The 19,606-nt window shown below is 60.1% G+C and carries 33 protein-coding genes; all 33 read right to left on the bottom strand.

What is annotated here, in order from left to right; translation table 11 throughout:
- Positions 1-61 precede the first annotated feature (61 nt).
- The 33 genes from rplQ to rpsL all read right to left on the bottom strand — a co-directional run bounded on the left by rplQ (position 62) and on the right by rpsL (position 19,568).
- Positions 62-454: a 50S ribosomal protein L17 gene (gene rplQ / locus U5805_RS29005; RefSeq protein ID WP_013696385.1), complete on the bottom strand. Its 393-nt coding sequence runs from the start codon at positions 452-454 to the stop codon at positions 62-64.
- 147 nt (positions 455-601) lie between these two features.
- Complete coding sequence (locus U5805_RS29000; protein WP_254337073.1) at positions 602-1,579, bottom strand: DNA-directed RNA polymerase subunit alpha; 978 nt, start codon at positions 1,577-1,579, stop codon at positions 602-604.
- Positions 1,580-1,703: 124 nt separating this feature from the next.
- Complete coding sequence (rpsD, locus tag U5805_RS28995) at positions 1,704-2,327, bottom strand: 30S ribosomal protein S4 (RefSeq protein ID WP_322106928.1); 624 nt, start codon at positions 2,325-2,327, stop codon at positions 1,704-1,706.
- 161 nt (positions 2,328-2,488) lie between these two features.
- Complete coding sequence (gene rpsK, locus U5805_RS28990; protein WP_006052224.1) at positions 2,489-2,893, bottom strand: 30S ribosomal protein S11; 405 nt, start codon at positions 2,891-2,893, stop codon at positions 2,489-2,491.
- Positions 2,894-2,921: 28 nt separating this feature from the next.
- Positions 2,922-3,287, bottom strand: coding sequence for a 30S ribosomal protein S13 (gene rpsM, locus U5805_RS28985; protein WP_322106927.1), 366 nt, complete (start codon positions 3,285-3,287; stop codon positions 2,922-2,924).
- 35 nt (positions 3,288-3,322) lie between these two features.
- Entirely contained in the window at positions 3,323-3,439 is a 117-nt protein-coding gene (gene rpmJ / locus U5805_RS28980; RefSeq protein WP_027819338.1) for a 50S ribosomal protein L36, read from the bottom strand.
- Between the two features lie 21 nt (positions 3,440-3,460).
- Positions 3,461-3,679: a translation initiation factor IF-1 gene (infA, locus tag U5805_RS28975; RefSeq protein ID WP_004521905.1), complete on the bottom strand. Its 219-nt coding sequence runs from the start codon at positions 3,677-3,679 to the stop codon at positions 3,461-3,463.
- 6 nt (positions 3,680-3,685) lie between these two features.
- Entirely contained in the window at positions 3,686-5,032 is a 1,347-nt protein-coding gene (gene secY, locus U5805_RS28970) for a preprotein translocase subunit SecY (RefSeq protein WP_158951564.1), read from the bottom strand.
- A gap of 59 nt (positions 5,033-5,091) precedes the next feature.
- Complete coding sequence (gene rplO, locus U5805_RS28965) at positions 5,092-5,526, bottom strand: 50S ribosomal protein L15 (protein WP_158951565.1); 435 nt, start codon at positions 5,524-5,526, stop codon at positions 5,092-5,094.
- A gap of 29 nt (positions 5,527-5,555) precedes the next feature.
- Entirely contained in the window at positions 5,556-5,738 is a 183-nt protein-coding gene (gene rpmD / locus U5805_RS28960; protein ID WP_004202755.1) for a 50S ribosomal protein L30, read from the bottom strand.
- Between the two features lie 11 nt (positions 5,739-5,749).
- On the bottom strand, positions 5,750-6,268 hold the full coding sequence (rpsE, locus tag U5805_RS28955; protein ID WP_028206522.1) for a 30S ribosomal protein S5: 519 nt from the start codon (positions 6,266-6,268) through the stop codon (positions 5,750-5,752).
- A 14-nt stretch (positions 6,269-6,282) separates the two neighbouring features.
- Positions 6,283-6,648 carry a 50S ribosomal protein L18 gene (rplR, locus tag U5805_RS28950; RefSeq protein WP_175227716.1) on the bottom strand — a complete coding sequence of 122 codons (366 nt, stop codon included), beginning with the start codon at positions 6,646-6,648 and terminating at the stop codon, positions 6,283-6,285.
- Between the two features lie 12 nt (positions 6,649-6,660).
- Entirely contained in the window at positions 6,661-7,191 is a 531-nt protein-coding gene (rplF, locus tag U5805_RS28945; protein ID WP_028222619.1) for a 50S ribosomal protein L6, read from the bottom strand.
- An 18-nt stretch (positions 7,192-7,209) separates the two neighbouring features.
- Positions 7,210-7,605 (bottom strand): 30S ribosomal protein S8, encoded by a 396-nt coding sequence (gene rpsH, locus U5805_RS28940; RefSeq protein WP_322106926.1) that lies wholly within the window; start codon positions 7,603-7,605, stop codon positions 7,210-7,212.
- A 14-nt stretch (positions 7,606-7,619) separates the two neighbouring features.
- The gene (gene rpsN, locus U5805_RS28935) at positions 7,620-7,925 is read right to left on the bottom strand and encodes a 30S ribosomal protein S14 (protein WP_028228152.1); all 306 of its coding nucleotides are present in this window, start codon (positions 7,923-7,925) and stop codon (positions 7,620-7,622) included.
- A 7-nt stretch (positions 7,926-7,932) separates the two neighbouring features.
- Positions 7,933-8,472 (bottom strand): 50S ribosomal protein L5, encoded by a 540-nt coding sequence (gene rplE / locus U5805_RS28930; RefSeq protein WP_322106925.1) that lies wholly within the window; start codon positions 8,470-8,472, stop codon positions 7,933-7,935.
- Between the two features lie 16 nt (positions 8,473-8,488).
- Positions 8,489-8,797 carry a 50S ribosomal protein L24 gene (gene rplX / locus U5805_RS28925; RefSeq protein WP_322106924.1) on the bottom strand — a complete coding sequence of 103 codons (309 nt, stop codon included), beginning with the start codon at positions 8,795-8,797 and terminating at the stop codon, positions 8,489-8,491.
- Positions 8,798-8,806: 9 nt separating this feature from the next.
- Complete coding sequence (gene rplN / locus U5805_RS28920; protein WP_028213345.1) at positions 8,807-9,175, bottom strand: 50S ribosomal protein L14; 369 nt, start codon at positions 9,173-9,175, stop codon at positions 8,807-8,809.
- A gap of 354 nt (positions 9,176-9,529) precedes the next feature.
- Positions 9,530-9,802 carry a 30S ribosomal protein S17 gene (rpsQ, locus tag U5805_RS28915; protein ID WP_322106923.1) on the bottom strand — a complete coding sequence of 91 codons (273 nt, stop codon included), beginning with the start codon at positions 9,800-9,802 and terminating at the stop codon, positions 9,530-9,532.
- Positions 9,799-9,993, bottom strand: a complete 195-nt coding sequence (gene rpmC, locus U5805_RS28910; protein WP_028206515.1) for a 50S ribosomal protein L29 — start codon at positions 9,991-9,993, stop codon at positions 9,799-9,801. The genes rpsQ and rpmC overlap by 4 nt, the downstream gene beginning before the upstream one ends.
- A gap of 10 nt (positions 9,994-10,003) precedes the next feature.
- The gene (gene rplP, locus U5805_RS28905) at positions 10,004-10,420 is read right to left on the bottom strand and encodes a 50S ribosomal protein L16 (RefSeq protein WP_042269753.1); all 417 of its coding nucleotides are present in this window, start codon (positions 10,418-10,420) and stop codon (positions 10,004-10,006) included.
- Positions 10,421-10,422: 2 nt separating this feature from the next.
- Positions 10,423-11,217: a 30S ribosomal protein S3 gene (rpsC, locus tag U5805_RS28900; protein ID WP_028213348.1), complete on the bottom strand. Its 795-nt coding sequence runs from the start codon at positions 11,215-11,217 to the stop codon at positions 10,423-10,425.
- A gap of 11 nt (positions 11,218-11,228) precedes the next feature.
- Entirely contained in the window at positions 11,229-11,558 is a 330-nt protein-coding gene (rplV, locus tag U5805_RS28895; RefSeq protein WP_004199272.1) for a 50S ribosomal protein L22, read from the bottom strand.
- Between the two features lie 12 nt (positions 11,559-11,570).
- A complete protein-coding gene (gene rpsS / locus U5805_RS28890) occupies positions 11,571-11,846 on the bottom strand; it encodes a 30S ribosomal protein S19 (protein ID WP_006998484.1) in 276 nt (91 codons plus the stop codon).
- 10 nt (positions 11,847-11,856) lie between these two features.
- Positions 11,857-12,684 carry a 50S ribosomal protein L2 gene (rplB, locus tag U5805_RS28885; protein ID WP_322106921.1) on the bottom strand — a complete coding sequence of 276 codons (828 nt, stop codon included), beginning with the start codon at positions 12,682-12,684 and terminating at the stop codon, positions 11,857-11,859.
- Positions 12,685-12,686: 2 nt separating this feature from the next.
- Positions 12,687-13,001, bottom strand: a complete 315-nt coding sequence (gene rplW / locus U5805_RS28880) for a 50S ribosomal protein L23 (RefSeq protein ID WP_028206513.1) — start codon at positions 12,999-13,001, stop codon at positions 12,687-12,689.
- Positions 12,998-13,618: a 50S ribosomal protein L4 gene (gene rplD / locus U5805_RS28875; RefSeq protein ID WP_322106920.1), complete on the bottom strand. Its 621-nt coding sequence runs from the start codon at positions 13,616-13,618 to the stop codon at positions 12,998-13,000. Before rplD ends, rplW begins: the two co-directional genes overlap by 4 nt.
- Entirely contained in the window at positions 13,618-14,277 is a 660-nt protein-coding gene (gene rplC / locus U5805_RS28870) for a 50S ribosomal protein L3 (RefSeq protein ID WP_028222628.1), read from the bottom strand. The genes rplD and rplC overlap by 1 nt, the downstream gene beginning before the upstream one ends.
- Positions 14,278-14,495: 218 nt before the next feature.
- Positions 14,496-14,807 carry a 30S ribosomal protein S10 gene (rpsJ, locus tag U5805_RS28865; protein ID WP_027819357.1) on the bottom strand — a complete coding sequence of 104 codons (312 nt, stop codon included), beginning with the start codon at positions 14,805-14,807 and terminating at the stop codon, positions 14,496-14,498.
- A 191-nt stretch (positions 14,808-14,998) separates the two neighbouring features.
- Positions 14,999-16,189, bottom strand: a complete 1,191-nt coding sequence (tuf, locus tag U5805_RS28860; protein WP_017333531.1) for an elongation factor Tu — start codon at positions 16,187-16,189, stop codon at positions 14,999-15,001.
- Between the two features lie 95 nt (positions 16,190-16,284).
- Complete coding sequence (gene fusA, locus U5805_RS28855) at positions 16,285-18,387, bottom strand: elongation factor G (protein ID WP_322033534.1); 2,103 nt, start codon at positions 18,385-18,387, stop codon at positions 16,285-16,287.
- Between the two features lie 147 nt (positions 18,388-18,534).
- Positions 18,535-19,005, bottom strand: coding sequence for a 30S ribosomal protein S7 (gene rpsG, locus U5805_RS28850; protein ID WP_006053291.1), 471 nt, complete (start codon positions 19,003-19,005; stop codon positions 18,535-18,537).
- Positions 19,006-19,187: 182 nt separating this feature from the next.
- The gene (gene rpsL / locus U5805_RS28845) at positions 19,188-19,568 is read right to left on the bottom strand and encodes a 30S ribosomal protein S12 (RefSeq protein WP_322106919.1); all 381 of its coding nucleotides are present in this window, start codon (positions 19,566-19,568) and stop codon (positions 19,188-19,190) included.
- Positions 19,569-19,606: the final 38 nt, after the last annotated feature.

Here is a 19,606-nt window from a genome sequence, read left to right as displayed (position 1 = left end):
AAGCCAGGCTAGGCCTGGCTTTTTCGCATGCCACCCGATGCAGCATCGGGCGACGGAAAGCTTATTCCGCTTCCTGGACGTTCTCTTCCGAGACTTCCGGACGATCGAGCAGTTCGACCAGCGCCATCGGCGCGTTGTCGCCCACACGGAAACCGAACTTCAGGATACGCAGGTAGCCGCCCGGACGGTTCGCGAAACGCGGACCGAGCACGTCGAACAGCTTCGTGACCGAGTCACGATCGCGCAGGCGGTTGAATGCCAGACGACGGTTTGCGAGCGACGGCTTCTTGCCCAGCGTGATGAGGGGCTCGACAACCTTACGGAGTTCCTTCGCCTTCGGCAGCGTCGTCTTGATGACTTCGTGCTCGATGAGCGAGTTGGACATGTTACGGAGCATTGCCAGACGGTGGCTGCTCGTGCGGTTCAGTTTCCGCAGACCATGACGGTGACGCATTTCAATTTCCTTGAAACAAAGTTTTGGTCCAGCTCTTCTATCGCTTCGTTACGAAGCACGGGCCGGTACGTGAAAAAGGCAAGACGCGGATTCTACAGGAAAAATTCGCGAAAATCCGCGTCCGTGCCAGACTTCTTGCTTATCGACTTACTTGTCCAAACCGGCCGGCGGCCAGTTTTCGAGCTTCATGCCGAGCGTGAGACCGCGCGAAGCGAGCACTTCCTTGATCTCGTTGAGCGACTTGCGACCCAGGTTCGGGGTCTTGAGCAGCTCGTTCTCGGTGCGCTGGATCAGATCGCCGATGTAGTAGATGTTCTCGGCCTTCAGGCAGTTCGCCGAGCGAACCGTGAGTTCGAGATCGTCCACCGGACGCAGCAGGATCGGGTCGATCTGCGGTGCGCGCGACGGCGCTTCCGCGGCCGTTTCCGTGCCTTCCAGAGCAGCGAACACCGACAGCTGATCCACGAGGATGCGCGCCGACTGGCGAATCGCTTCCTCGGGCGAGATCACGCCGTTGGTTTCGATGTTCATCACGAGCTTGTCGAGGTCGGTACGCTGTTCGACACGCGCGCTTTCCACGGCGTAGCTCACGCGGCGAACCGGCGAGAACGACGCGTCCAGCACGATGCGGCCGATGATCTTGGCCGACTCGTCGCCGTAACGACGCACGTTGCCCGGCACGTAGCCGCGGCCCTTTTCGATCTTGATCTGCACGTCGAGCTTGCCGCCCTTCGTGAGATGCGCAACCACGTGATCGGGGTTGATGACTTCGCAGTCGTGCGAAAGCTCGATGTCGCCAGCGGTGACGACGCCTTCGCCTTCCTTGCGCAGCGTAACCGTCACTTCGTCACGGTTATGCAGCTTGAACACCACACCCTTCAGGTTCAGCAGCAGGTTGACCACGTCCTCTTGCACACCGTCGAGCGTCGAGTATTCGTGCACGACGCCTGCGATCGTCACTTCGGTCGGCGCGTAGCCCACCATCGACGACAGCAGCACGCGCCGAAGCGCGTTACCCAAGGTGTGGCCATAACCGCGTTCGAACGGCTCCATGACCACTTTCGCGTGGTTGTCGCCGAGCGATTCCACAGCGATGATCTTGGGTTTCAACAAACTGGTTTGCATAGGTTTTCCTTTTCAATACCCTCGGCTCGTTACACCGATAAGGCTGAGATGGCAACAACCTGAAAAAAACGGCCGAGGCCGCCTCCTGCGCGAAGCACAGAGGCTACCCCGGCCGTCAATCCGATTACCGCGAATACAATTCGACGATCAGGCTTTCGTTGATGTCGCCAGCGATGTCGCTGCGCTCCGGCATGCCCTTGAACGTGCCTTCGAACTTCTTCGCGTCGACCGACACCCAACCCGCCATGCCGCCTTGCTCTGCGAGCGAGAGGGCTTCGACGATACGAGCCTGCTTCTTCGCCTTTTCGCGAATCGCGATGACGTCGCCGGCCTTCACTTGCATCGACGGCACGTTTGCAACGACGCCGTTGAGCGTGAGCGCCTTGTGGCTCACGAGCTGACGCGCTTCAGCGCGCGTCGATGCGAAGCCCATGCGATACACGACGTTGTCGAGACGCGATTCGAGCAGGCGCAGCAGGTTTTCGCCGGTGTTGCCCTTGATACGGTCGGCTTCCGCGAAGTAGCGGCGGAACTGGCGCTCGAGCACGCCGTAAATACGCTTCACCTTTTGCTTCTCGCGAAGCTGCGTGCCGTAGTCGGACGTGCGAGCGCCCGAGGTGCGGCCGTGCTGACCCGGCTTGCTGTCGAGCTTGCACTTGTCGGCGAGCGAGCGGCGTGCGCTCTTGAGGAAGAGGTCGGTGCCTTCACGGCGGGACAGCTTGGCCTTCGGGCCGATATAACGTGCCACGTTGCTTTCCTTCGATAATTGATCACGCAAGACCTGGCGGGAAAGCCGGGTTTCGCGCTAGTCCGGTCCTTTGGACCGAACGGTGGGCTTAGTCAATTCAATAACGCCGAGAGCCTGGGACGCCGTAACCGGCGGCTCAGGCGTTCGGCAATCGCGACGCCTTAGATGCGGCGGCGCTTCGGCGGACGGCAGCCGTTGTGCGGGACCGGCGTCACGTCGGAGATCGCGGTGATCTTGATGCCAAGACCATGCAGCGCGCGCACCGCCGATTCGCGGCCAGGACCGGGGCCCTTGATCCGCACTTCGAGGTTCTTCACGCCGTATTCCATCGCCACGCGGCCAGCCGATTCGGCTGCGACCTGAGCTGCGAAGGGGGTCGACTTACGCGAACCCTTGAAGCCCTGACCGCCCGACGTTGCCCAGGCAAGCGCGTTGCCCTGACGGTCGGTGATCGTGATGATGGTGTTGTTGAACGACGCGTGAACGTGAACCACGCCCTCGGCGACGTTCTTCTTGACCTTCTTGCGAACGCGTTGCGCCGCGGAGTTGTTCGAAGCCTTAGCCATTACGTTTTCCTGTAACTGTCAGTTCCGCTTACTTCTTCAGCGACTGTGCTGCGCGGCGCGGACCCTTGCGCGTACGTGCGTTGGTACGCGTACGCTGGCCACGCAGGGGCAGGCCCTTGCGATGGCGCACGCCGCGGTAGCAGCCGAGGTCCATCAAGCGCTTGATGTTCATCGTCACTTCACGGCGCAAATCGCCTTCGACGACAAACTTGCCCACTTCCTCACGCAGCTTTTCCAGATCCGCGTCGTTCAGGTCCTTGACCTTCTTGTCAAACGGGACACCAGCAGCGACACAGATGCCGCGCGAACGCGTGCGACCGATACCGAAAATTGCCGTCAGGCCGATTTCCGTGTGCTGGTGGTTCGGGATGTTAACCCCTGCGATACGAGCCATTGTTTTTCCTCAAACAAAAAGCGCAAGCGCGCTAATCAGCCTTGACGCTGCTTGTGGCGCGGGTCCGAGCTGCAGATCACGCGAACGACGCCGTTGCGCTTGATGATTTTGCAGTTGCGGCAAATGCGCTTTACCGATGCCATCACTTTCATGATATTACCCTTTTTCCTAAATCACTTCGCCCGGAACACGATCCGCGCACGCGACAGATCGTAAGGCGTCAACTCAACCGTCACCTTGTCGCCCGGAAGAATACGGATGTAGTGCATCCGCATTTTCCCGGAAATATGCCCCAGAACGACATGGCCGTTTTCCAGCTTCACCCGGAAGGTTGCGTTAGGGAGGTTTTCGATGACCTCGCCTTGCATCTGGATTACATCGTCTTTGGCCATATGTCCTTACCGCATCGGGACGCCGCCGCCCTTGAAGTTAGCCTTCTTGAGCAGCGATTCATATTGTTGCGACATAACGTACGACTGCACCTGCGCCATGAAGTCCATTGTGACGACGACAATGATCAGCAGCGACGTGCCACCAAAATAAAACGGCACATTCCAGCGCAGCACCAGAAACTCCGGCAGCAGACAGACGAACACGATATAGATCGCACCGGCCAGCGTCAGACGCGTGAGGATGCGGTCGATATAGCGGGCCGTCTGATCGCCCGGGCGGATGCCAGGTACGAACGCGCCACTCTTTTTCAGGTTGTCGGCCGTTTCCCTGCTGTTGAACACCAGAGCGGTGTAGAAAAAGCAGAAAAAGACGATCGCCAACGCATACAGCAACACGTACACGGGCTGGCCAGGCTTGAGGGCTTCGGCCACGTTGTGCAACGTGTCCGCGAACCAGCCGGTCCGCGACCCCGAACTGAACCAGTTCAGGATGGTTGCCGGGAACAGGATGATCGACGACGCGAAGATCGGCGGAATCACGCCCGACATGTTCAGCTTGAGCGGCAGGTGGGACGACTGCCCGCCGTAAATCTTGTTACCGACCTGACGCTTCGCATAGTTCACGAGGATCTTGCGCTGGCCGCGTTCGATGAACACCACCAGATACGTCACGGCTGCAATCAGCACCACGATGATGATCGCCGAGACGGGACCCATCGAGCCGGTGCGAACCAGTTCGAACAAGCCGCCGATCGCATTCGGGAAACCCGCCGCGATCCCGCCGAAGATGATGATCGAGATACCGTTGCCGAGCCCGCGTTCCGTGATCTGCTCACCAAGCCACATCAGGAACATCGTGCCGGTCACGAGCGTCACGACCGTCGTCAGACGAAACACCATGCCCGGATCGATCACGAGAGCCGGCTGGTTTTCCAGCGCGACCGCAATGCCGAACGCCTGAAACGTCGCCAGCACCACCGTGAAGATCCGCGTGTACTGCGTGATCTTGCGTTGTCCAGCCTGCCCTTCCTTCTTCAGCGCTTCGAGCTGAGGCGAGACGATCGCCATCAGCTGCAGGATGATCGACGCCGAAATATACGGCATGACACCCAGCGCGAATATCGTGAACCGTGACAGTGCGCCGCCCGAGAACATGTTGAACATGCCAAGGATGCCGCCTGACTGGCTCTGAAAGAGCTTCGCCAGTTGGTCCGGGTCGATACCCGGAACCGGAATGTGCGCGCCGATGCGATAAACGACCAGCGCCAGCAGCAGGAACACTGCACGCCGGCGCAGGTCGCCGAACTTCGGTGCGCTGCGACCGGTTTTTGCGAGACTCGGGCTGTTAGCCAAGTAGCTTCTCCGATGCAGATGCTAGTGACGGCGGGCAAGCCCGCACGCACCACTCACAATCACTCGGCAAAAGAACCGCCGGCTGCTTCGATCGCAGCACGCGCATTCTTCGTCGCACCCAGACCCTTGACCACGACCTTACGCTTGATCTCGCCGGTGGCAATGATCTTCGCGCTGCGGGTCAGTTCGCCAACGAGGCCTGCCTGCTTGAGAGCCAGCAGATCGACTTCGTCGACCGGCAGCTTCTCGATGTCGGCGAGGCGCACTTCACCCACGAATTCCTTCGTGAGCGACGTGAAGCCGCGCTTCGGCAGACGACGTTGCAGCGGCATTTGACCGCCTTCGAAGCCGACCTTGTGGAAGCCGCCCGAACGCGATTTCTGACCCTTGTGACCACGGCCGGCGGTCTTGCCGAGGCCGGAGCCGATGCCGCGACCGACGCGACGCTTTGCGTGCTTCGCGCCTTCTGCCGGCTTCAGGTTATTCAATTCCATTTTCAACTCCTGGAGTCTTGGTCGACCGCTTAGCCGATGACCTTAACGAGGTACGAGACCTTGTTGATCATGCCGCGCACAGCCGGCGTGTCCTGCAGCTCGGAAACCGAGTTCAGGCGGCGCAGGCCGAGACCGCGCACGGTGGCACGGTGCGATTCGCGGGTCCCAATCAGGCTCTTGACGAGCTGAACCTTGACAGTTTTTTCAGACATGGTGCCCACCCTTAGCCCAGAATGTCTTCGACGGACTTGCCACGCTTCGCAGCGATGTCAGCCGGCGTCGACTGCTTGCGCAGACCGTCCAGCGTCGCACGAACGAGGTTGTACGGGTTCGTCGAACCGTGGCTCTTGGCCACAACGTTCTGCACGCCCATCACGTCGAACACGGCGCGCATCGGGCCGCCGGCGATCACGCCCGTACCTGCCTTCGCCGGAGCGAGGAGGACGACCGATGCGCCGTGCTTGCCGTGCACTTCGTGTTGCAGGGTGCCGTTCTTCAGGGGCACCTTGAACATGTTGCGGCGAGCTTGTTCCATCGCCTTCTGGACAGCGACGGGCACTTCCTTCGACTTGCCCTTGCCCATACCGACGCGGCCATCACCGTCGCCAACCACGGTCAGTGCGGCGAAGCCGAGAATACGGCCACCCTTCACGACCTTGGTCACGCGGTTGACCGAAATCATTTTTTCACGAAGGCCGTCGTCGCGTTCGTCAGCCTGAACTTTCGCTTGCATCTTTGCCATGACGAATTCCTTCCTTAGAACTTGAGCCCGGCTTCACGCGCGGCCTCGGCCAGCGCCTTGACGCGGCCGTGGTAGCGGAAACCCGAGCGGTCAAAGGCGACGGATTCGATGCCGGCGGCCTTGGCCTTTTCTGCGATACGCTTGCCGATCAGCGTGGCAGCGGCGACGTTGCCGCCCTTGCCCGATTGATCTGCGAGCTGCGCACGCACTTCGGCTTCGAGCGTCGACGCACTGGCGAGCACCTTGGTGCCGCAGGGCGAGAACACTTGCGCGTAGATATGCGTATTCGTGCGATGCACGGCCAGACGCGCGACCTGCAGCTCAGCGATCTTGATACGCGTCTGACGAGCGCGGCGCAGGCGAGATTGAGTCTTATCCATGATTGCGCACCCTTACTTCTTCTTCGTTTCTTTGAGGATCACAACCTCGTCGGCATAACGCACGCCCTTGCCCTTATAGGGCTCCGGCGGACGATAACCGCGCACTTCGGCTGCGGTTTGGCCGACTTTCTGCTTGTCGATCCCCTTGATCACGATTTCCGTTTGCGACGGGGTTTCAGCCTTGACGCCTTCCGGCATCTGGTGCACCACCGGGTGCGAGAAACCCAGCGACAGGTTCAGCTTGTCGCCTTGCGCCTGAGCACGGTAACCGACGCCAACCAGCGTCAGCTTGCGCTCGAAACCCTTGGTCACGCCTTGCACCATGTTCGCGACGATCGCGCGCATCGTGCCCGACATTGCATTCGCTTCGCGGCTCTCGTCGGTCGGCTCGAACTTGAGCGTACCGTTGTCGTTCACCACCTTCACGAGGCGGTTCGCAGCTTGCGAAATCGTACCCAGCGGGCCCTTGACGGTAATCTTCTCGTCGCTGAGCGTCGCTTCTGCGCCTTGCAGCGCGATCGGGCTCTTACCTACTCGAGACATGTTTCTTCTCCCTAGGCCTTAAGCGACGTAGCAGATAACTTCGCCGCCGACGCCAGTAGCGCGCGCCTTGCGGTCCGTCATCACACCCTTCGGCGTCGAAACGATCGCAACGCCCAGGCCGTTCATGACCTGCGGGATCTCGTTGCGGCCGCGGTACACGCGCAGACCGGGCTTCGAGACGCGTTCGAGGCGCTCGATGACCGGACGGCCGGCGTAGTACTTCAACGCAATGTTCAATTCCGACTTCGCACCTTCGGCTTTCACCGCGAAGTCGTCGATATAACCTTCGTCCTTCAGGACCTGCGCAATCGCAATCTTGACTTTCGACGAGGGCATAGCAACCGAAACCTTCTCGACCATCTGCGCATTGCGGATGCGAGTCAGCATATCGGCGATAGGATCACTCATGCTCATTTATGTTTCTCCTATTACCAGCTCGCCTTGGTGACGCCAGGGATCTCACCACGGAACGCGATTTCACGAATCTTGTTACGTGCGAGACCGAACTTGCGGAACGTGCCACGCGGACGGCCCGTGATCGCGCAGCGGTTACGCTTGCGGGTCGGGTTCGAGTTGCGGGGCAGTTGTTGCAGTTCCAGGCGAGCTGCGTAGCGCTCTTCTTCCGACTTGCTTTGGTCGTCGATGATCGCCTTCAGCGCTGCGCGCTTCGGCGCAAATTTCGCTGCCAGACGAGCGCGCTTCTTTTCACGTTCGATCAGTGCCAGTTTAGCCACGGTAACCTCAGTTTCTGAACGGGAACTTGAAGCCGGCGAGCAGCGCCTTTGCTTCTTCGTCGGTCTTCGCGGTCGTCGTGATGCTGATGTTCAGCCCACGCAGCGCGTCGATCTTGTCGTAGTCGATTTCGGGGAAAATGATCTGCTCTTTCACACCGATGTTGTAGTTACCACGGCCGTCGAACGCCTTGCCCGACACGCCGCGGAAGTCGCGCACGCGGGGGAGCGCAACCGTCACGAAACGGTCGAGGAATTCGTACATGGCCTGGCCACGCAACGTGACCATCGTGCCGATCGGATAACCTTCGCGGATCTTGAAGCCGGCGATTGCCTTGCGCGACTTCGTGATAACCGGCTTCTGGCCGGCGATCTTCGTGAGGTCGCCAACGGCGTGCTCGAGAACCTTCTTGTCAGCGACCGCTTCACCGATACCCATGTTCAGGGTGATCTTGGTGAGGCGCGGCACTTCCATGATCGACTTGTAACCGAACTTCTCGATCAGGCCAGGAACGACCTTCTCTTTATAAAATTCTTGCAAACGTGCCATTTTTTACTCCGCAGCGTCAGGCGCTCAGGACAGCACCGGTCGTCTTCAGGAAACGAACCTTCTTGTCCCCTTCGACCTTGATGCCCACGCGCGACGGCTTGCCGTTCGCGTCGACCAGTGCGACGTTCGAGATAGCCAGCGGCATTGCCTTGGCTTCCACACCGCCCGTCGTGCCCTTCATGGGGTTCGGCTTCACATGCTTCTTGGCGATGTTGATGCCTTCCACAGTGACGCGCTCTTCGCCAATGGCAATCACGACGCCGCGCTTGCCCTTGTCTTTGCCGGTGATGACGATGACTTCGTCACCCTTGCGAATCTTGTTCATCGCGACTCCTTACAGCACTTCCGGCGCAAGCGAAACGATCTTCATGAATCGTTCGCTACGCAGCTCACGCGTGACCGGCCCGAAGATGCGGGTGCCGATCGGCTCAAGCTTGGTATTCAAAAGCACGGCGGCGTTGCCATCGAACTTGATCAGCGAGCCGTCTTGACGGCGCACGCCCTTGGCGGTGCGAACCACAACAGCGTTGTAGATTTCGCCCTTCTTCACGCGCCCACGCGGCGTTGCTTCCTTGACGCTCACCTTGATGATGTCGCCAATGCTGGCATAACGACGCTTCGAGCCGCCGAGCACCTTGATGCACATGACTTCACGCGCACCCGTGTTGTCGGCTACTTCAAGCCGAGTTTCGGTCTGGATCATGGTTTATCTTTCCCAACTTAATCCGGTCGCGCCACCATGGCACATCCGGTCAGTCTTGGTCCCGTCAGCCGCGCCGCCACTAGAACGACCGCTCAGCTGCTTGGGTATGAACAGCAGCGACGGCAAACGAAACCGGCCATCGCATTCCGGTGAATCTTGCAGATTCGGACTGGCGCCCGAACCACTTCCCCCGTTACTTTCGTCCGCTGCTTTGCCAACAGCGAACCCATAAAGAGGGAAGACCAAGACTATAACTCTATAATCTTGGTCTCGCAAGCGAAATCTTTAGCGATTTCAACAACTTCTCACCCCGGAAAATGGCTTCCCGGGGTGTTGCTACCTTACAACTGCGCTTTAGATGACGCGTGCAGCTTCCAGCAGCTTCGACACGGTCCAGGCCTTCGTCTTCGAGAGAGGACGCGTTTCCTGGATTTCGACGAGGTCGCCCTCGTTGTACGTGTTCGCTTCGTCGTGAGCGTGGTACTTCTTCGACTGCACGACGTACTTGCCGTAGATCGGGTGCTTCACGCGGCGCTCGACCAGGACGGTGACCGTCTTGTCCATCTTGTTGCTGACGACCTTGCCGACCAGCGTCCGCTTGAGCGAGGTTTTCACGCTATCGTTCATTTCTGGTTCGCCTTCTGAGTCAGGACGGTCCGCACACGAGCGATGTCGCGACGAACCTTCTTCAGCTGGCTCGTGTTCGTGAGCTGCTGGGTCGCGAGTTGCATGCGCAGGCCGAATTGCGCCTTCAAGAGGTCCGACAGCTCTTTGTCGAGCGCGGCCTTGTCTTTCTGAAGAAGTTCAGATGCCTTCATCAATCACTCCTTAGGCGCCGAGCTGGCGAACCATGAAGACCGTCTTCAGCGGCAGCTTGGCTGCAGCCAGACGGAAGGCTTCACGGGCCAGTTCTTCGGACACACCATCCATTTCATACAGCATCTTGCCCGGCTGAATCTCGGCGACGTAGTACTCCGGGTTACCCTTACCGTTACCCATACGCACTTCCGCCGGCTTTTGCGAGATCGGCTTGTCCGGGAAGATACGGATCCAGATGCGGCCGCCACGCTTGATGTGACGCGTCATTGCACGACGCGCCGCTTCAATCTGACGCGCGGTCAGGCGACCACGACCGATAGCCTTCAGACCGTATTCACCGAACGAAACGGCGTTGCCGCGCGTTGCGATACCCGTGTTACGACCCTTCTGCTCTTTGCGATACTTCCTGCGTTTCGGTTGCAGCATCGTTATTCTCCACTCTTGCCGTCACCGCCGGCCGCGCCACGGCGCGGTGCGCCACGGCGGGCACCCGGGGCGCCTTCGCCGTCACGGCGCGGGCGACGATCGCCCGGGCGCGCGTTGCGGCGCGGACGCTTTTCTTCGGCGACTTCTTCCACCACCGGTGCGTCGTTGCGGCCGAGCGTGTCGCCCTTGTAGACCCAAACCTTCACGCCGATGATGCCGTACGTCGTCTTCGCTTCCGAGGTTGCGTAGTCGATGTCGGCACGCAGCGTGTGAAGCGGCACTCGACCTTCGCGGTACCATTCGGTACGTGCGATTTCGATACCGTTCAGACGGCCGGCGCTCATGATCTTGATGCCCTGGGCACCCAGACGCATGGCGTTCTGCATCGCGCGCTTCATGGCGCGACGGAACATGATGCGGCGCTCGAGCTGCTGCGTGATCGAATCGGCGATCAGTTGAGCATCGGTTTCCGGCTTGCGGATTTCCTCGATGTTCACGTGAACCGGAACGCCCATGCGCTTCTGGAGTTCGGCCTTGAGGAGTTCGATGTCCTCGCCCTTCTTGCCGATCACCACACCCGGACGCGAGCTGTAAATCGTGATGCGGGCGTTCTTTGCCGGACGCTCGATCACAACACGGCCCACCGAAGCGTTCTTCAGCTTCTTCTTCAGGTATTCACGAACACCGATGTCTTCCTTCAACATCGCCGCGAAATTGTTGTTGTTCGCGTACCAGCGCGAAGCCCAATTGCGGCTGACGGCCAAACGGAAGCCAGTCGGATGAATTTTCTGTCCCATCGTATGGCTCCTTAATTCCCGACCGTCACAGTGATGTGACAGGATTGCTTCTCGATGCGGTTGCCGCGGCCCTTGGCGCGCGCGGTGAAACGCTTCAGCGAAGCAGCCTTGTCGACGTAGATGCTCTTGATCTTGAGCTCGTCGATATCGGCGCCTTCGTTGTGTTCCGCGTTTGCGATCGCCGAGAGCACAACCTTTTTCACGATGCCAGCCGCTTTCTTCGGCGAGAACGTCAGAACGTTCAGTGCCTTGTCAACCGGCAGACCGCGGATCTGGTCAGCCACAAGACGCGTCTTCTGCGCCGAGATGCGGGCACCGCGATGAATTGCCTTCACTTCCATCTTGATTGCCCCTTATTTCTTGGCCTTCTTGTCGGCCGCGTGACCCTTGAACGTACGGGTCAGTGCGAACTCGCCAAGCTTGTGGCCGACCATGTTTTCCGTGACATACACCGGAACGTGTTGACGGCCGTTGTGCACGGCGATCGTCAGGCCGATGAAGTCCGGCAGGATCGTCGAGCGACGCGACCAGGTCTTGATCGGTTTCTTGTCACGCGATGCTGCAGCCGCCTCAACCTTCTTCAGCAAATGGGCGTCGCAGAACGGACCTTTCTTAATAGAACGTGCCATTGCCTACTCCTTAACGCTTGTGACGGCGCTGGACGATCATGCTCGTCGTGCGCTTGTTGCTGCGGGTGCGATAGCCCTTCGTCGGCGTGCCCCACGGGCTCACCGGGTCGCGACCAGCCGCAGTCTTGCCTTCGCCACCACCGTGCGGGTGGTCGACCGGGTTCATTGCAACGCCGCGCACCGTCGGGCGGATGCCGCGCCAGCGGTTCGCGCCAGCCTTACCGATTTGACGGAGGCTGTGCTCTTCGTTGCCAACTTCACCGATCGTTGCACGGCATTCAACGTGCACGCGGCGGATTTCGCCCGAGCGCAGGCGGACCTGCGCGTAGACGCCTTCACGCGCCAGCAGCATCGCCGACGTACCGGCCGAACGCGCGATCTGCGCGCCCTTGCCCGGCAGCATTTCGATGCAGTGGATCGTCGTACCGACCGGAATGTTGCGGATCGGCAGGGTGTTGCCTGCGCGAATCGGCGCTTCCGAACCGGACATCAGCTGCGTGCCGACCGTCACGCCCTTCGGCGCGATGATGTAGCGGCGCTCGCCGTCTGCGTAAAGAACCAGAGCAATGTTCGCGCTGCGATTCGGGTCGTATTCGAGACGCTCCACCTTTGCGGGGATGCCGTCCTTCGTGCGACGGAAATCGACGAGACGATAGTGCTGCTTATGACCACCACCCTTATGACGGGTCGTGATGTGACCATTGTTGTTACGGCCAGCCGTCTTGGATTGCGTGTCGAGCAGGGCCGCGAACGGCTTGCCCTTGTGCAGATCCTTGTTGACGATCTTGACCATCGCGCGGCGACCCGGCGAGGTCGGCTTAACTTTCACGATTGCCATGATTACTTGGCCTCCGCTTCAAAGTTGATTTCCTGGCCGGGCTTCAGGCAGACGTACGCCTTCTTCACGTCCTTGCGCTTACCGTTGAAGCGGCCAAAGCGCTTGGCTTTGCCCTTCTGGACCAGCACGTTGACGGACTCGACTTCCACCTTGAACAGCAGCTCGACAGCAGCCTTCACTTCCTGCTTGTTCGCGTCCGGCGCGACTTCGAAGACGACTTGCTCGTTCTTCTCCGCAACCAGCGTCGCCTTTTCGGAGATCACCGGTGCGAGCAGGACCTGCATCAAACGATGATCGTTCTTGCGAATCTCGCTCATGACAGCAACTCCTCGATCTGGGCGACCGCTGCCTTCGTGATCAGGATCTTCTTGAAGTAGATCAGCGAGAGCGGGTCGGCAAAACGCGGCTCAACGACTGCCACGTGGGGCAGGTTGCGCGACGCGAGATACAGGTTCTCGTCGACCGTGTCGGTAATGACCAGCACGGACTGGAGACCCATGGCCTTGAACTTTTCGGCCAGCAGCTTCGTCTTGGGCGCTTCGAGCGACAGCTCTTCGACGACCGAGATGCGGCCTTCACGGGCCAGCTGCGAGAAGATCGAGCAGAGGCCTGCGCGATGCATCTTCTTGTTGACCTTGTGCGAGAAGTTTTCTTCCGGCGAGTTCGGGAAGATGCGACCACCGCCACGCCACAACGGGCTCGACGACATACCGGCACGAGCGCGGCCCGTACCCTTCTGACGCCACGGCTTCTTGGTGGTGTGCTTGACCTGTTCGCGGTCCTTCTGCGCGCGGTTACCGCTGCGCGCGTTCGCCTGATAGGCGACAACGATCTGGTGGATCAGCGCTTCGTTGTAGTCACGGCCGAACACGACGTCCGATGCGTTGACTGCCGCGCCTTCCTGACCATTAGCGTTCAGGAGCTTCAGTTCCATTATTGCGCTCCTTTCTTGGCGCGCGCCTTGACGGCGGGCGTCACGAAAACCTTGCCGCCCTTTGCACCGGGGACAGCACCCTTGACCAGCAGCAGCTTGCGCTCTGCGTCGATACGGGCGATTTCGAGGTTTTGCACCGTCACGGTTTCGTCACCCATGTGACCGGTCATGCGCTTGCCCGGGAACACGCGGCCCGGATCCTGCGCCATACCGATCGAGCCCGGCACGTTGTGCGAGCGCGAGTTACCGTGCGAAGCACGACCCGAAGCGAAGTTGTAACGCTTGATGGTACCGGCGTAGCCCTTACCGATCGAGGTGCCTTGCACGTCGATCTTTTGGCCTTCTTCGAAGAGTTCCACACCGATCACGGCGCCAGCGGACAGCTCGGCGGCCTTAGCGGCGTCGATCTGGAATTCCTTGAGGATTTCACCGGCTTGAACGCCAGCTTTGGCGAGATGACCTGCGAGCGGCTTCGTCACGCGCGATGCACGACGCGTACCGAACGCAACCTGAACGGCCGTGTAGCCGTCGGTTTCAACAGTCTTGATCTGCGTCACGCGGTTGTCGGACACGTCCAGCACGGTAACGGGAATCGAGTCCCCATCGGCCGTGAAGATACGGGTCATGCCAACCTTGCGACCTACGAGTCCAAGGCTCATCGTTTTCTCCATTCCCGACTGCGATTGGTCGGGGCTAATTTACAAAGTGCCGGTGTTTTTTCGCCTGATTCCGGGGTAAAGGCCCGAAAAGACACACCGACTTTTTGCGCAGATGCGCGAAAAGACGTCAAGTATAACGTCCTTCCGCGTTTTCCGCAAGCAATCAAAGACTTAGCGCTGCCGGCCGCTGACAGCTCCGCCAGACAGCGCGCGGGCTCTTACTGCAGCTTGATTTCGACGTCCACGCCAGCCGGCAGATCCAGCTTCATCAGCGCGTCGACGGTCTTGTCCGTCGGGTCGACGATGTCCATCAGGCGCAGGTGGGTGCGGATTTCGAGCTGGTCGCGCGACGTCTTGTTGACGTGCGGCGAGCGCAGGATGTCAAAACGCTGGATGCGCGTCGGCAGCGGCACCGGACCGCGAACGATGGCGCCCGTCCGCTTCGCCGTCTCGACGATTTCAGCCGCCGACTGGTCGATCAGACGATAGTCGAAAGCCTTGAGGCGAATACGGATCTTTTGGTTCTGCATGACGAATTCCTTGAAAGAGCGAGGCGGACTTGCGCCGCCAGACGATATAAAGAGCACAGGACCCTCCCGTGACAGGGCGTCGCGGGAGGGTCCCCGGGTGTCGACAGGAGTTGGCGCTTTAGCGCTTATCCCTGTCTCATGCCCCTTGCGGGGCAAATCAACTTCTACGGCAAGCCGGGTATTCTACCCGATTACTCGATGATCTTCGCGACGACGCCGGCGCCGACGGTACGGCCACCTTCGCGGATCGCGAAGCGCAGACCTTCTTCCATCGCGATCGGAGCGATCAGCTTCACCGTGATCGACACGTTGTCGCCCGGCATGACCATTTCCTTGTCCTTCGGCAGCTCGATCGAGCCCGTCACGTCCGTCGTACGGAAGTAGAACTGCGGACGGTAGTTGTTGAAGAACGGCGTGTGGCGGCCGCCTTCGTCCTTGCTCAGCACGTACACTTCAGCCGTGAAGTGCGTGTGCGGCGTGATCGAACCCGGCTTCGCCAGCACCTGGCCGCGCTCCACGTCTTCACGCTTCGTGCCGCGCAGCAGGATACCCACGTTGTCGCCTGCCTGACCCTGGTCGAGCAGCTTGCGGAACATTTCCACGCCCGTGCAGGTCGTCTTCACCGTCGGCTTGATACCGACGATTTCGATTTCCTCGCCGACCTTGACGATGCCGCGCTCCACGCGACCCGTCACCACCGTGCCGCGACCCGAGATCGAGAACACGTCTTCCACCGGCATCAGGAATGCGCCGTCAACTGCGCGCTCCGGCGTCGGGATGTACGTGTCCAGCGCGTCGGCCAGGTTCATGATCGCCACTTCGCCCAGCTCGCCCGTGTCGCCTTCCAGCGCCAGCTTGGCCGAACCCTTCACGATCGGCGTGTCGTCGCCCGGGAAGTCGTACTTCGACAGGAGTTCGCGCACTTCCATTTCGACGAGTTCGAGCAGCTCGGCGTCGTCGACCATGTCGCACTTGTTCAGGAACACGATGATGTAAGGCACGCCGACCTGACGCGCCAGCAGGATGTGCTCACGCGTTTGCGGCATCGGGCCGTCAGCGGCCGAGCACACCAGGATTGCGCCGTCCATCTGCGCCGCGCCCGTGATCATGTTCTTCACGTAGTCGGCGTGACCCGGGCAGTCGACGTGTGCGTAGTGGCGGTTAGCCGTTTCGTACTCGACGTGCGCGGTGTTGATGGTGATGCCACGTGCCTTTTCTTCCGGCGCTGCATCGATCTGGTCGTATGCCTTCGCTTCGCCGCCGAACTTCTTGGTCAGAACCGTCGTGATCGCTGCCGTCAGCGTGGTCTTGCCGTGGTCAACGTGACCGATCGTGCCCACGTTCACGTGCGGCTTGGTCCGCTCGAATTTACCTTTTGCCATGTTTCTCTTCTTTCAAAAAAGTGGTGAATCGGTGACCGGGCGATGCGAACCAGGCCCATGCCTGGCTCGTCGCACGGTCAACTGAATGCCGATGCTTACTTCGCCTTCGCGCTGATGATCGCGTCGGCCACGTTACGCGGTGCTTCTGCGTAGTGCTTGAATTCCATCGTGTACGTTGCGCGGCCTTGCGACAGCGAGCGCAGCGACGTCGAATAGCCGAACATTTCCGACAGCGGCACTTCGGCGCGAACGATCTTGCCGCCGCCAACCATGTCTTCCATGCCCTGGACGATACCGCGACGGCTCGACAGGTCGCCCATCACGTTGCCCATGTAGTCTTCCGGCGTTTCGACTTCGACGGCCATCATCGGTTCGAGGATGACCGGCTGCGCCTTGCGCATGGCTTCCTTGAACGCCATCGAACCGGCCATGCGGAACGCATTTTCGTTCGAGTCGACGTCGTGGTACGAACCGAACGTCAGGTGAACCTTCACGTCGACGACCGGGAAGCCCGCCAGCACGCCAGCCTTCAGCGTTTCCTCGATACCCTTGTTCACCGCCGGGATGAATTCGCGCGGAATCACACCGCCCTTGATCTCGTCCAGGAACTCGTAGCCCTTGCCCTGCTCGTTCGGCTCAAGCGTGATGACAGCGTGACCGAACTGGCCGCGACCGCCCGACTGCTTGACGAACTTGCCTTCGACGTCCTTCGCAGTGGCGCGGATCGTTTCGCGGTATGCAACCTGCGGCTTGCCGACGGTCGCTTCCACGTTGAATTCGCGCTTCATGCGGTCGACCAGAATTTCGAGGTGGAGCTCGCCCATACCCGAAATGATGGTCTGGCCCGATTCCTCGTCCGTCTGGACGCGGAACGACGGGTCTTCCTGCGCCAGGCGGTTCAGGGCGAGGCCCATCTTTTCCTGGTCAGCCTTGGTCTTCGGCTCGACGGCCTGCGAGATCACCGGCTCCGGGAAAATCATGCGTTCCAGGATGATCGGGTTCGCCGGGTCGCACAGCGTGTCGCCCGTGGTTGCTTCCTTCAGGCCAACGGCTGCGGCGATGTCGCCTGCACGAACTTCCTTGATTTCTTCGCGGTTGTTCGCGTGCATCTGCAGAATACGGCCGAGGCGTTCCTTCTTGCCCTTGGTCGAGTTCAGCACCGTGTCGCCCGAGTTGACGATGCCCGAGTACGCGCGGAAGAAGATCAGCTGGCCGACGAACGGGTCGGTCATGATCTTGAACGCGAGTGCCGAGAACTTCTCGTCGTCGGATGCGCGGCGCTCTGCCTTCTCGCCGTTTTCGAGTTCGCCCGTGACCGGGGGAATGTCCACCGGCGACGGCAGGAAGTCGATCACGGCGTCGAGCATACGCTGCACGCCCTTGTTCTTGAACGCAGTGCCGCACAGCATCGGCTGGATTTCGCAAGCGATGGTCCGGTCGCGGATCGCCTTGACGATTTCCGCTTCGGACAGTTCTTCGCCGCCGAGGTATTTTTCCATCAGCTCTTCGCTGGCTTCAGCAGCCGACTCGATCATCTTTTCGCGCCACTCGTTGCACGTGTCAACGAGTTCAGCCGGGATGTCGACGTAGTCGAACTTCGTGCCTTGCGAGGCCTCGTCCCAAATGATCGCCTTCATCTTCAGGAGGTCGACGACGCCCTTGAAGTTTTCTTCCGCGCCGATCGGCACCACGACCGGAACCGGGTTTGCCTTGAGGCGGTTCTTCAGCTGGTCGTAGACCTTGAAGAAGTTCGCGCCGGTACGGTCCATCTTGTTGACGAACGCGAGACGGGGAACCTTGTACTTGTTCGCCTGGCGCCACACCGTTTCCGACTGCGGCTGAACGCCGCCCACGGCGCAGTACACCATGCACGCACCGTCGAGCACGCGCATCGAGCGCTCGACTTCAATCGTGAAGTCGACGTGGCCCGGGGTGTCGATGATGTTGATGCGGTGCTCGGGGTAGTTGCCGCCCATGCCCTTCCAGAACGCGGTCGTAGCAGCCGAGGTGATCGTGATGCCACGCTCCTGCTCCTGCTCCATCCAGTCCATGGTCGCGGCGCCGTCGTGAACTTCACCAATCTTGTGGTTCACGCCGGTGTAAAACAGAATGCGCTCGGTCGTCGTCGTCTTGCCGGCGTCGATGTGAGCGCTAATACCGATGTTGCGGTAGCGCTCGATAGGAGTCTTGCGTGCCACTTTGATCCTCTATCGGGAGGTGCGCGCCGGATCGGTCCCGAACGGGTTGACCCAACGCGCCTGAACACAAACGGGCGAGGCGCTCGATAAGCGCACCCGCCCGGAAATTTTTCCGTTTTTTGAGCAAACCCCGGTAGGGGTTTTCTCTTAGAAGCGGAAGTGCGAGAACGCCTTGTTCGCTTCTGCCATGCGGTGAACTTCGTCGCGCTTCTTCATCGCGCCGCCGCGGCCTTCCGCGGCTTCCGAAAGTTCACCTGCAAGACGCAGGGCCATCGACTTCTCGCTACGCTTCTTCGCGGCTTCACGCAGCCAACGCATCGCCAATGCCATACGACGCGAGGGGCGCACTTCGACCGGAACCTGATAGTTCGCACCACCAACGCGGCGGCTCTTCACTTCCACCACCGGCTTCACGTTGTTGAGCGCAACAGTGAACACTTCCAGCGGGTCCTTGCCACCCTTGGTCTGGATCTGTTCGAAAGCGCCGTACACGATACGCTCGGCAACCGACTTCTTGCCGGAGAGCATCAGCACGTTCATGAACTTGGCTACATCAACGTTGCCGAATTTCGGGTCCGGCAACACTTCCCGCTTGGGGACTTCGCGACGACGCGGCATGTTTCTTCCTTTAACTTTTCAGTTGAAGCGTGGAGAAAATCCTACGCTCCGCGGCCACCAACTAACCCGATTCATCTCACGACTTACCAGCCTGGTCGGGTGACCACTTACTCGACAGCACCGGCCAATCCGGCACCTGTCGCTTTTATCGCCGGCGCAAACGCGCGGACGACGCTTGATGCTTACTTCGAAGCCTTTGCGCGCTTGGCGCCGTACTTCGAACGAGCCTGCTTACGATCCTTGACGCCCTGGGTATCCAGCGAGCCACGAACCATGTGGTAACGCACACCCGGCAAGTCCTTCACACGGCCGCCGCGGATCAGCACAACCGAGTGCTCCTGCAGGTTGTGGCCTTCACCGCCGATGTACGAAATGACTTCGAAGCCGTTCGTCAGACGAACCTTGGCGACCTTACGAAGTGCCGAGTTCGGCTTCTTCGGCGTCGTCGTGTACACACGGGTACACACGCCGCGACGCTGGGGGCAGTCCTGCAAGGCCGGCGACTTGCTCTTCGTGACTTCCGAAGCGCGGCCTTTGCGAACCAGTTGATTGATGGTTGGCATTGTTTATTCCTGAAATTGAACAAAATCGACGCATTTAT

This window comes from Paraburkholderia sp. J41 (assembly GCF_905220235.1).
Lineage (GTDB): Bacteria > Pseudomonadota > Gammaproteobacteria > Burkholderiales > Burkholderiaceae > Paraburkholderia.
Note: the sequence above shows the minus strand (reverse complement) of the source record. Positions and strands in the feature narration are given on the sequence as shown.

What these genes read in the sequence shown, in the direction of transcription:
- rplQ (WP_013696385.1), bottom strand. Translation starts at nt 454, where the DNA reads ATGCGTCACCGTCATGGTCTGCGGAAACTGAACCGCACGAGCAGCCAC.
- U5805_RS29000 (WP_254337073.1), bottom strand. Translation starts at nt 1,579, where the DNA reads ATGCAAACCAGTTTGTTGAAACCCAAGATCATCGCTGTGGAATCGCTC.
- rpsK (WP_006052224.1), bottom strand. Translation starts at nt 2,893, where the DNA reads ATGGCTAAGGCTTCGAACAACTCCGCGGCGCAACGCGTTCGCAAGAAG.
- rpsM (WP_322106927.1), bottom strand. Translation starts at nt 3,287, where the DNA reads ATGGCTCGTATCGCAGGGGTTAACATCCCGAACCACCAGCACACGGAA.
- rpmJ (WP_027819338.1), bottom strand. Translation starts at nt 3,439, where the DNA reads ATGAAAGTGATGGCATCGGTAAAGCGCATTTGCCGCAACTGCAAAATC.
- infA (WP_004521905.1), bottom strand. Translation starts at nt 3,679, where the DNA reads ATGGCCAAAGACGATGTAATCCAGATGCAAGGCGAGGTCATCGAAAAC.
- rplO (WP_158951565.1), bottom strand. Translation starts at nt 5,526, where the DNA reads ATGGAATTGAATAACCTGAAGCCGGCAGAAGGCGCGAAGCACGCAAAG.
- rpmD (WP_004202755.1), bottom strand. Translation starts at nt 5,738, where the DNA reads ATGTCTGAAAAAACTGTCAAGGTTCAGCTCGTCAAGAGCCTGATTGGG.
- rpsE (WP_028206522.1), bottom strand. Translation starts at nt 6,268, where the DNA reads ATGGCAAAGATGCAAGCGAAAGTTCAGGCTGACGAACGCGACGACGGC.
- rplR (WP_175227716.1), bottom strand. Translation starts at nt 6,648, where the DNA reads ATGGATAAGACTCAATCTCGCCTGCGCCGCGCTCGTCAGACGCGTATC.
- rplF (WP_028222619.1), bottom strand. Translation starts at nt 7,191, where the DNA reads ATGTCTCGAGTAGGTAAGAGCCCGATCGCGCTGCAAGGCGCAGAAGCG.
- rpsH (WP_322106926.1), bottom strand. Translation starts at nt 7,605, where the DNA reads ATGAGCATGAGTGATCCTATCGCCGATATGCTGACTCGCATCCGCAAT.
- rplE (WP_322106925.1), bottom strand. Translation starts at nt 8,472, where the DNA reads ATGGCACGTTTGCAAGAATTTTATAAAGAGAAGGTCGTTCCTGGCCTG.
- rplX (WP_322106924.1), bottom strand. Translation starts at nt 8,797, where the DNA reads ATGAACAAGATTCGCAAGGGTGACGAAGTCATCGTCATCACCGGCAAA.
- rplN (WP_028213345.1), bottom strand. Translation starts at nt 9,175, where the DNA reads ATGATCCAGACCGAAACTCGGCTTGAAGTAGCCGACAACACGGGTGCG.
- rpsQ (WP_322106923.1), bottom strand. Translation starts at nt 9,802, where the DNA reads ATGAACGATAGCGTGAAAACCTCGCTCAAGCGGACGCTGGTCGGCAAG.
- rpmC (WP_028206515.1), bottom strand. Translation starts at nt 9,993, where the DNA reads ATGAAGGCATCTGAACTTCTTCAGAAAGACAAGGCCGCGCTCGACAAA.
- rplP (WP_042269753.1), bottom strand. Translation starts at nt 10,420, where the DNA reads ATGCTGCAACCGAAACGCAGGAAGTATCGCAAAGAGCAGAAGGGTCGT.
- rpsC (WP_028213348.1), bottom strand. Translation starts at nt 11,217, where the DNA reads ATGGGACAGAAAATTCATCCGACTGGCTTCCGTTTGGCCGTCAGCCGC.
- rplV (WP_004199272.1), bottom strand. Translation starts at nt 11,558, where the DNA reads ATGGAAGTGAAGGCAATTCATCGCGGTGCCCGCATCTCGGCGCAGAAG.
- rpsS (WP_006998484.1), bottom strand. Translation starts at nt 11,846, where the DNA reads ATGGCACGTTCTATTAAGAAAGGTCCGTTCTGCGACGCCCATTTGCTG.
- rplB (WP_322106921.1), bottom strand. Translation starts at nt 12,684, where the DNA reads ATGGCAATCGTGAAAGTTAAGCCGACCTCGCCGGGTCGCCGCGCGATG.
- rplW (WP_028206513.1), bottom strand. Translation starts at nt 13,001, where the DNA reads ATGAGCGAGATTCGCAAGAACGATCATCGTTTGATGCAGGTCCTGCTC.
- rplD (WP_322106920.1), bottom strand. Translation starts at nt 13,618, where the DNA reads ATGGAACTGAAGCTCCTGAACGCTAATGGTCAGGAAGGCGCGGCAGTC.
- rplC (WP_028222628.1), bottom strand. Translation starts at nt 14,277, where the DNA reads ATGAGCCTTGGACTCGTAGGTCGCAAGGTTGGCATGACCCGTATCTTC.
- rpsJ (WP_027819357.1), bottom strand. Translation starts at nt 14,807, where the DNA reads ATGCAGAACCAAAAGATCCGTATTCGCCTCAAGGCTTTCGACTATCGT.
- tuf (WP_017333531.1), bottom strand. Translation starts at nt 16,189, where the DNA reads ATGGCAAAAGGTAAATTCGAGCGGACCAAGCCGCACGTGAACGTGGGC.
- rpsG (WP_006053291.1), bottom strand. Translation starts at nt 19,005, where the DNA reads ATGCCGCGTCGTCGCGAAGTCCCCAAGCGGGAAGTGTTGCCGGACCCG.
- rpsL (WP_322106919.1), bottom strand. Translation starts at nt 19,568, where the DNA reads ATGCCAACCATCAATCAACTGGTTCGCAAAGGCCGCGCTTCGGAAGTC.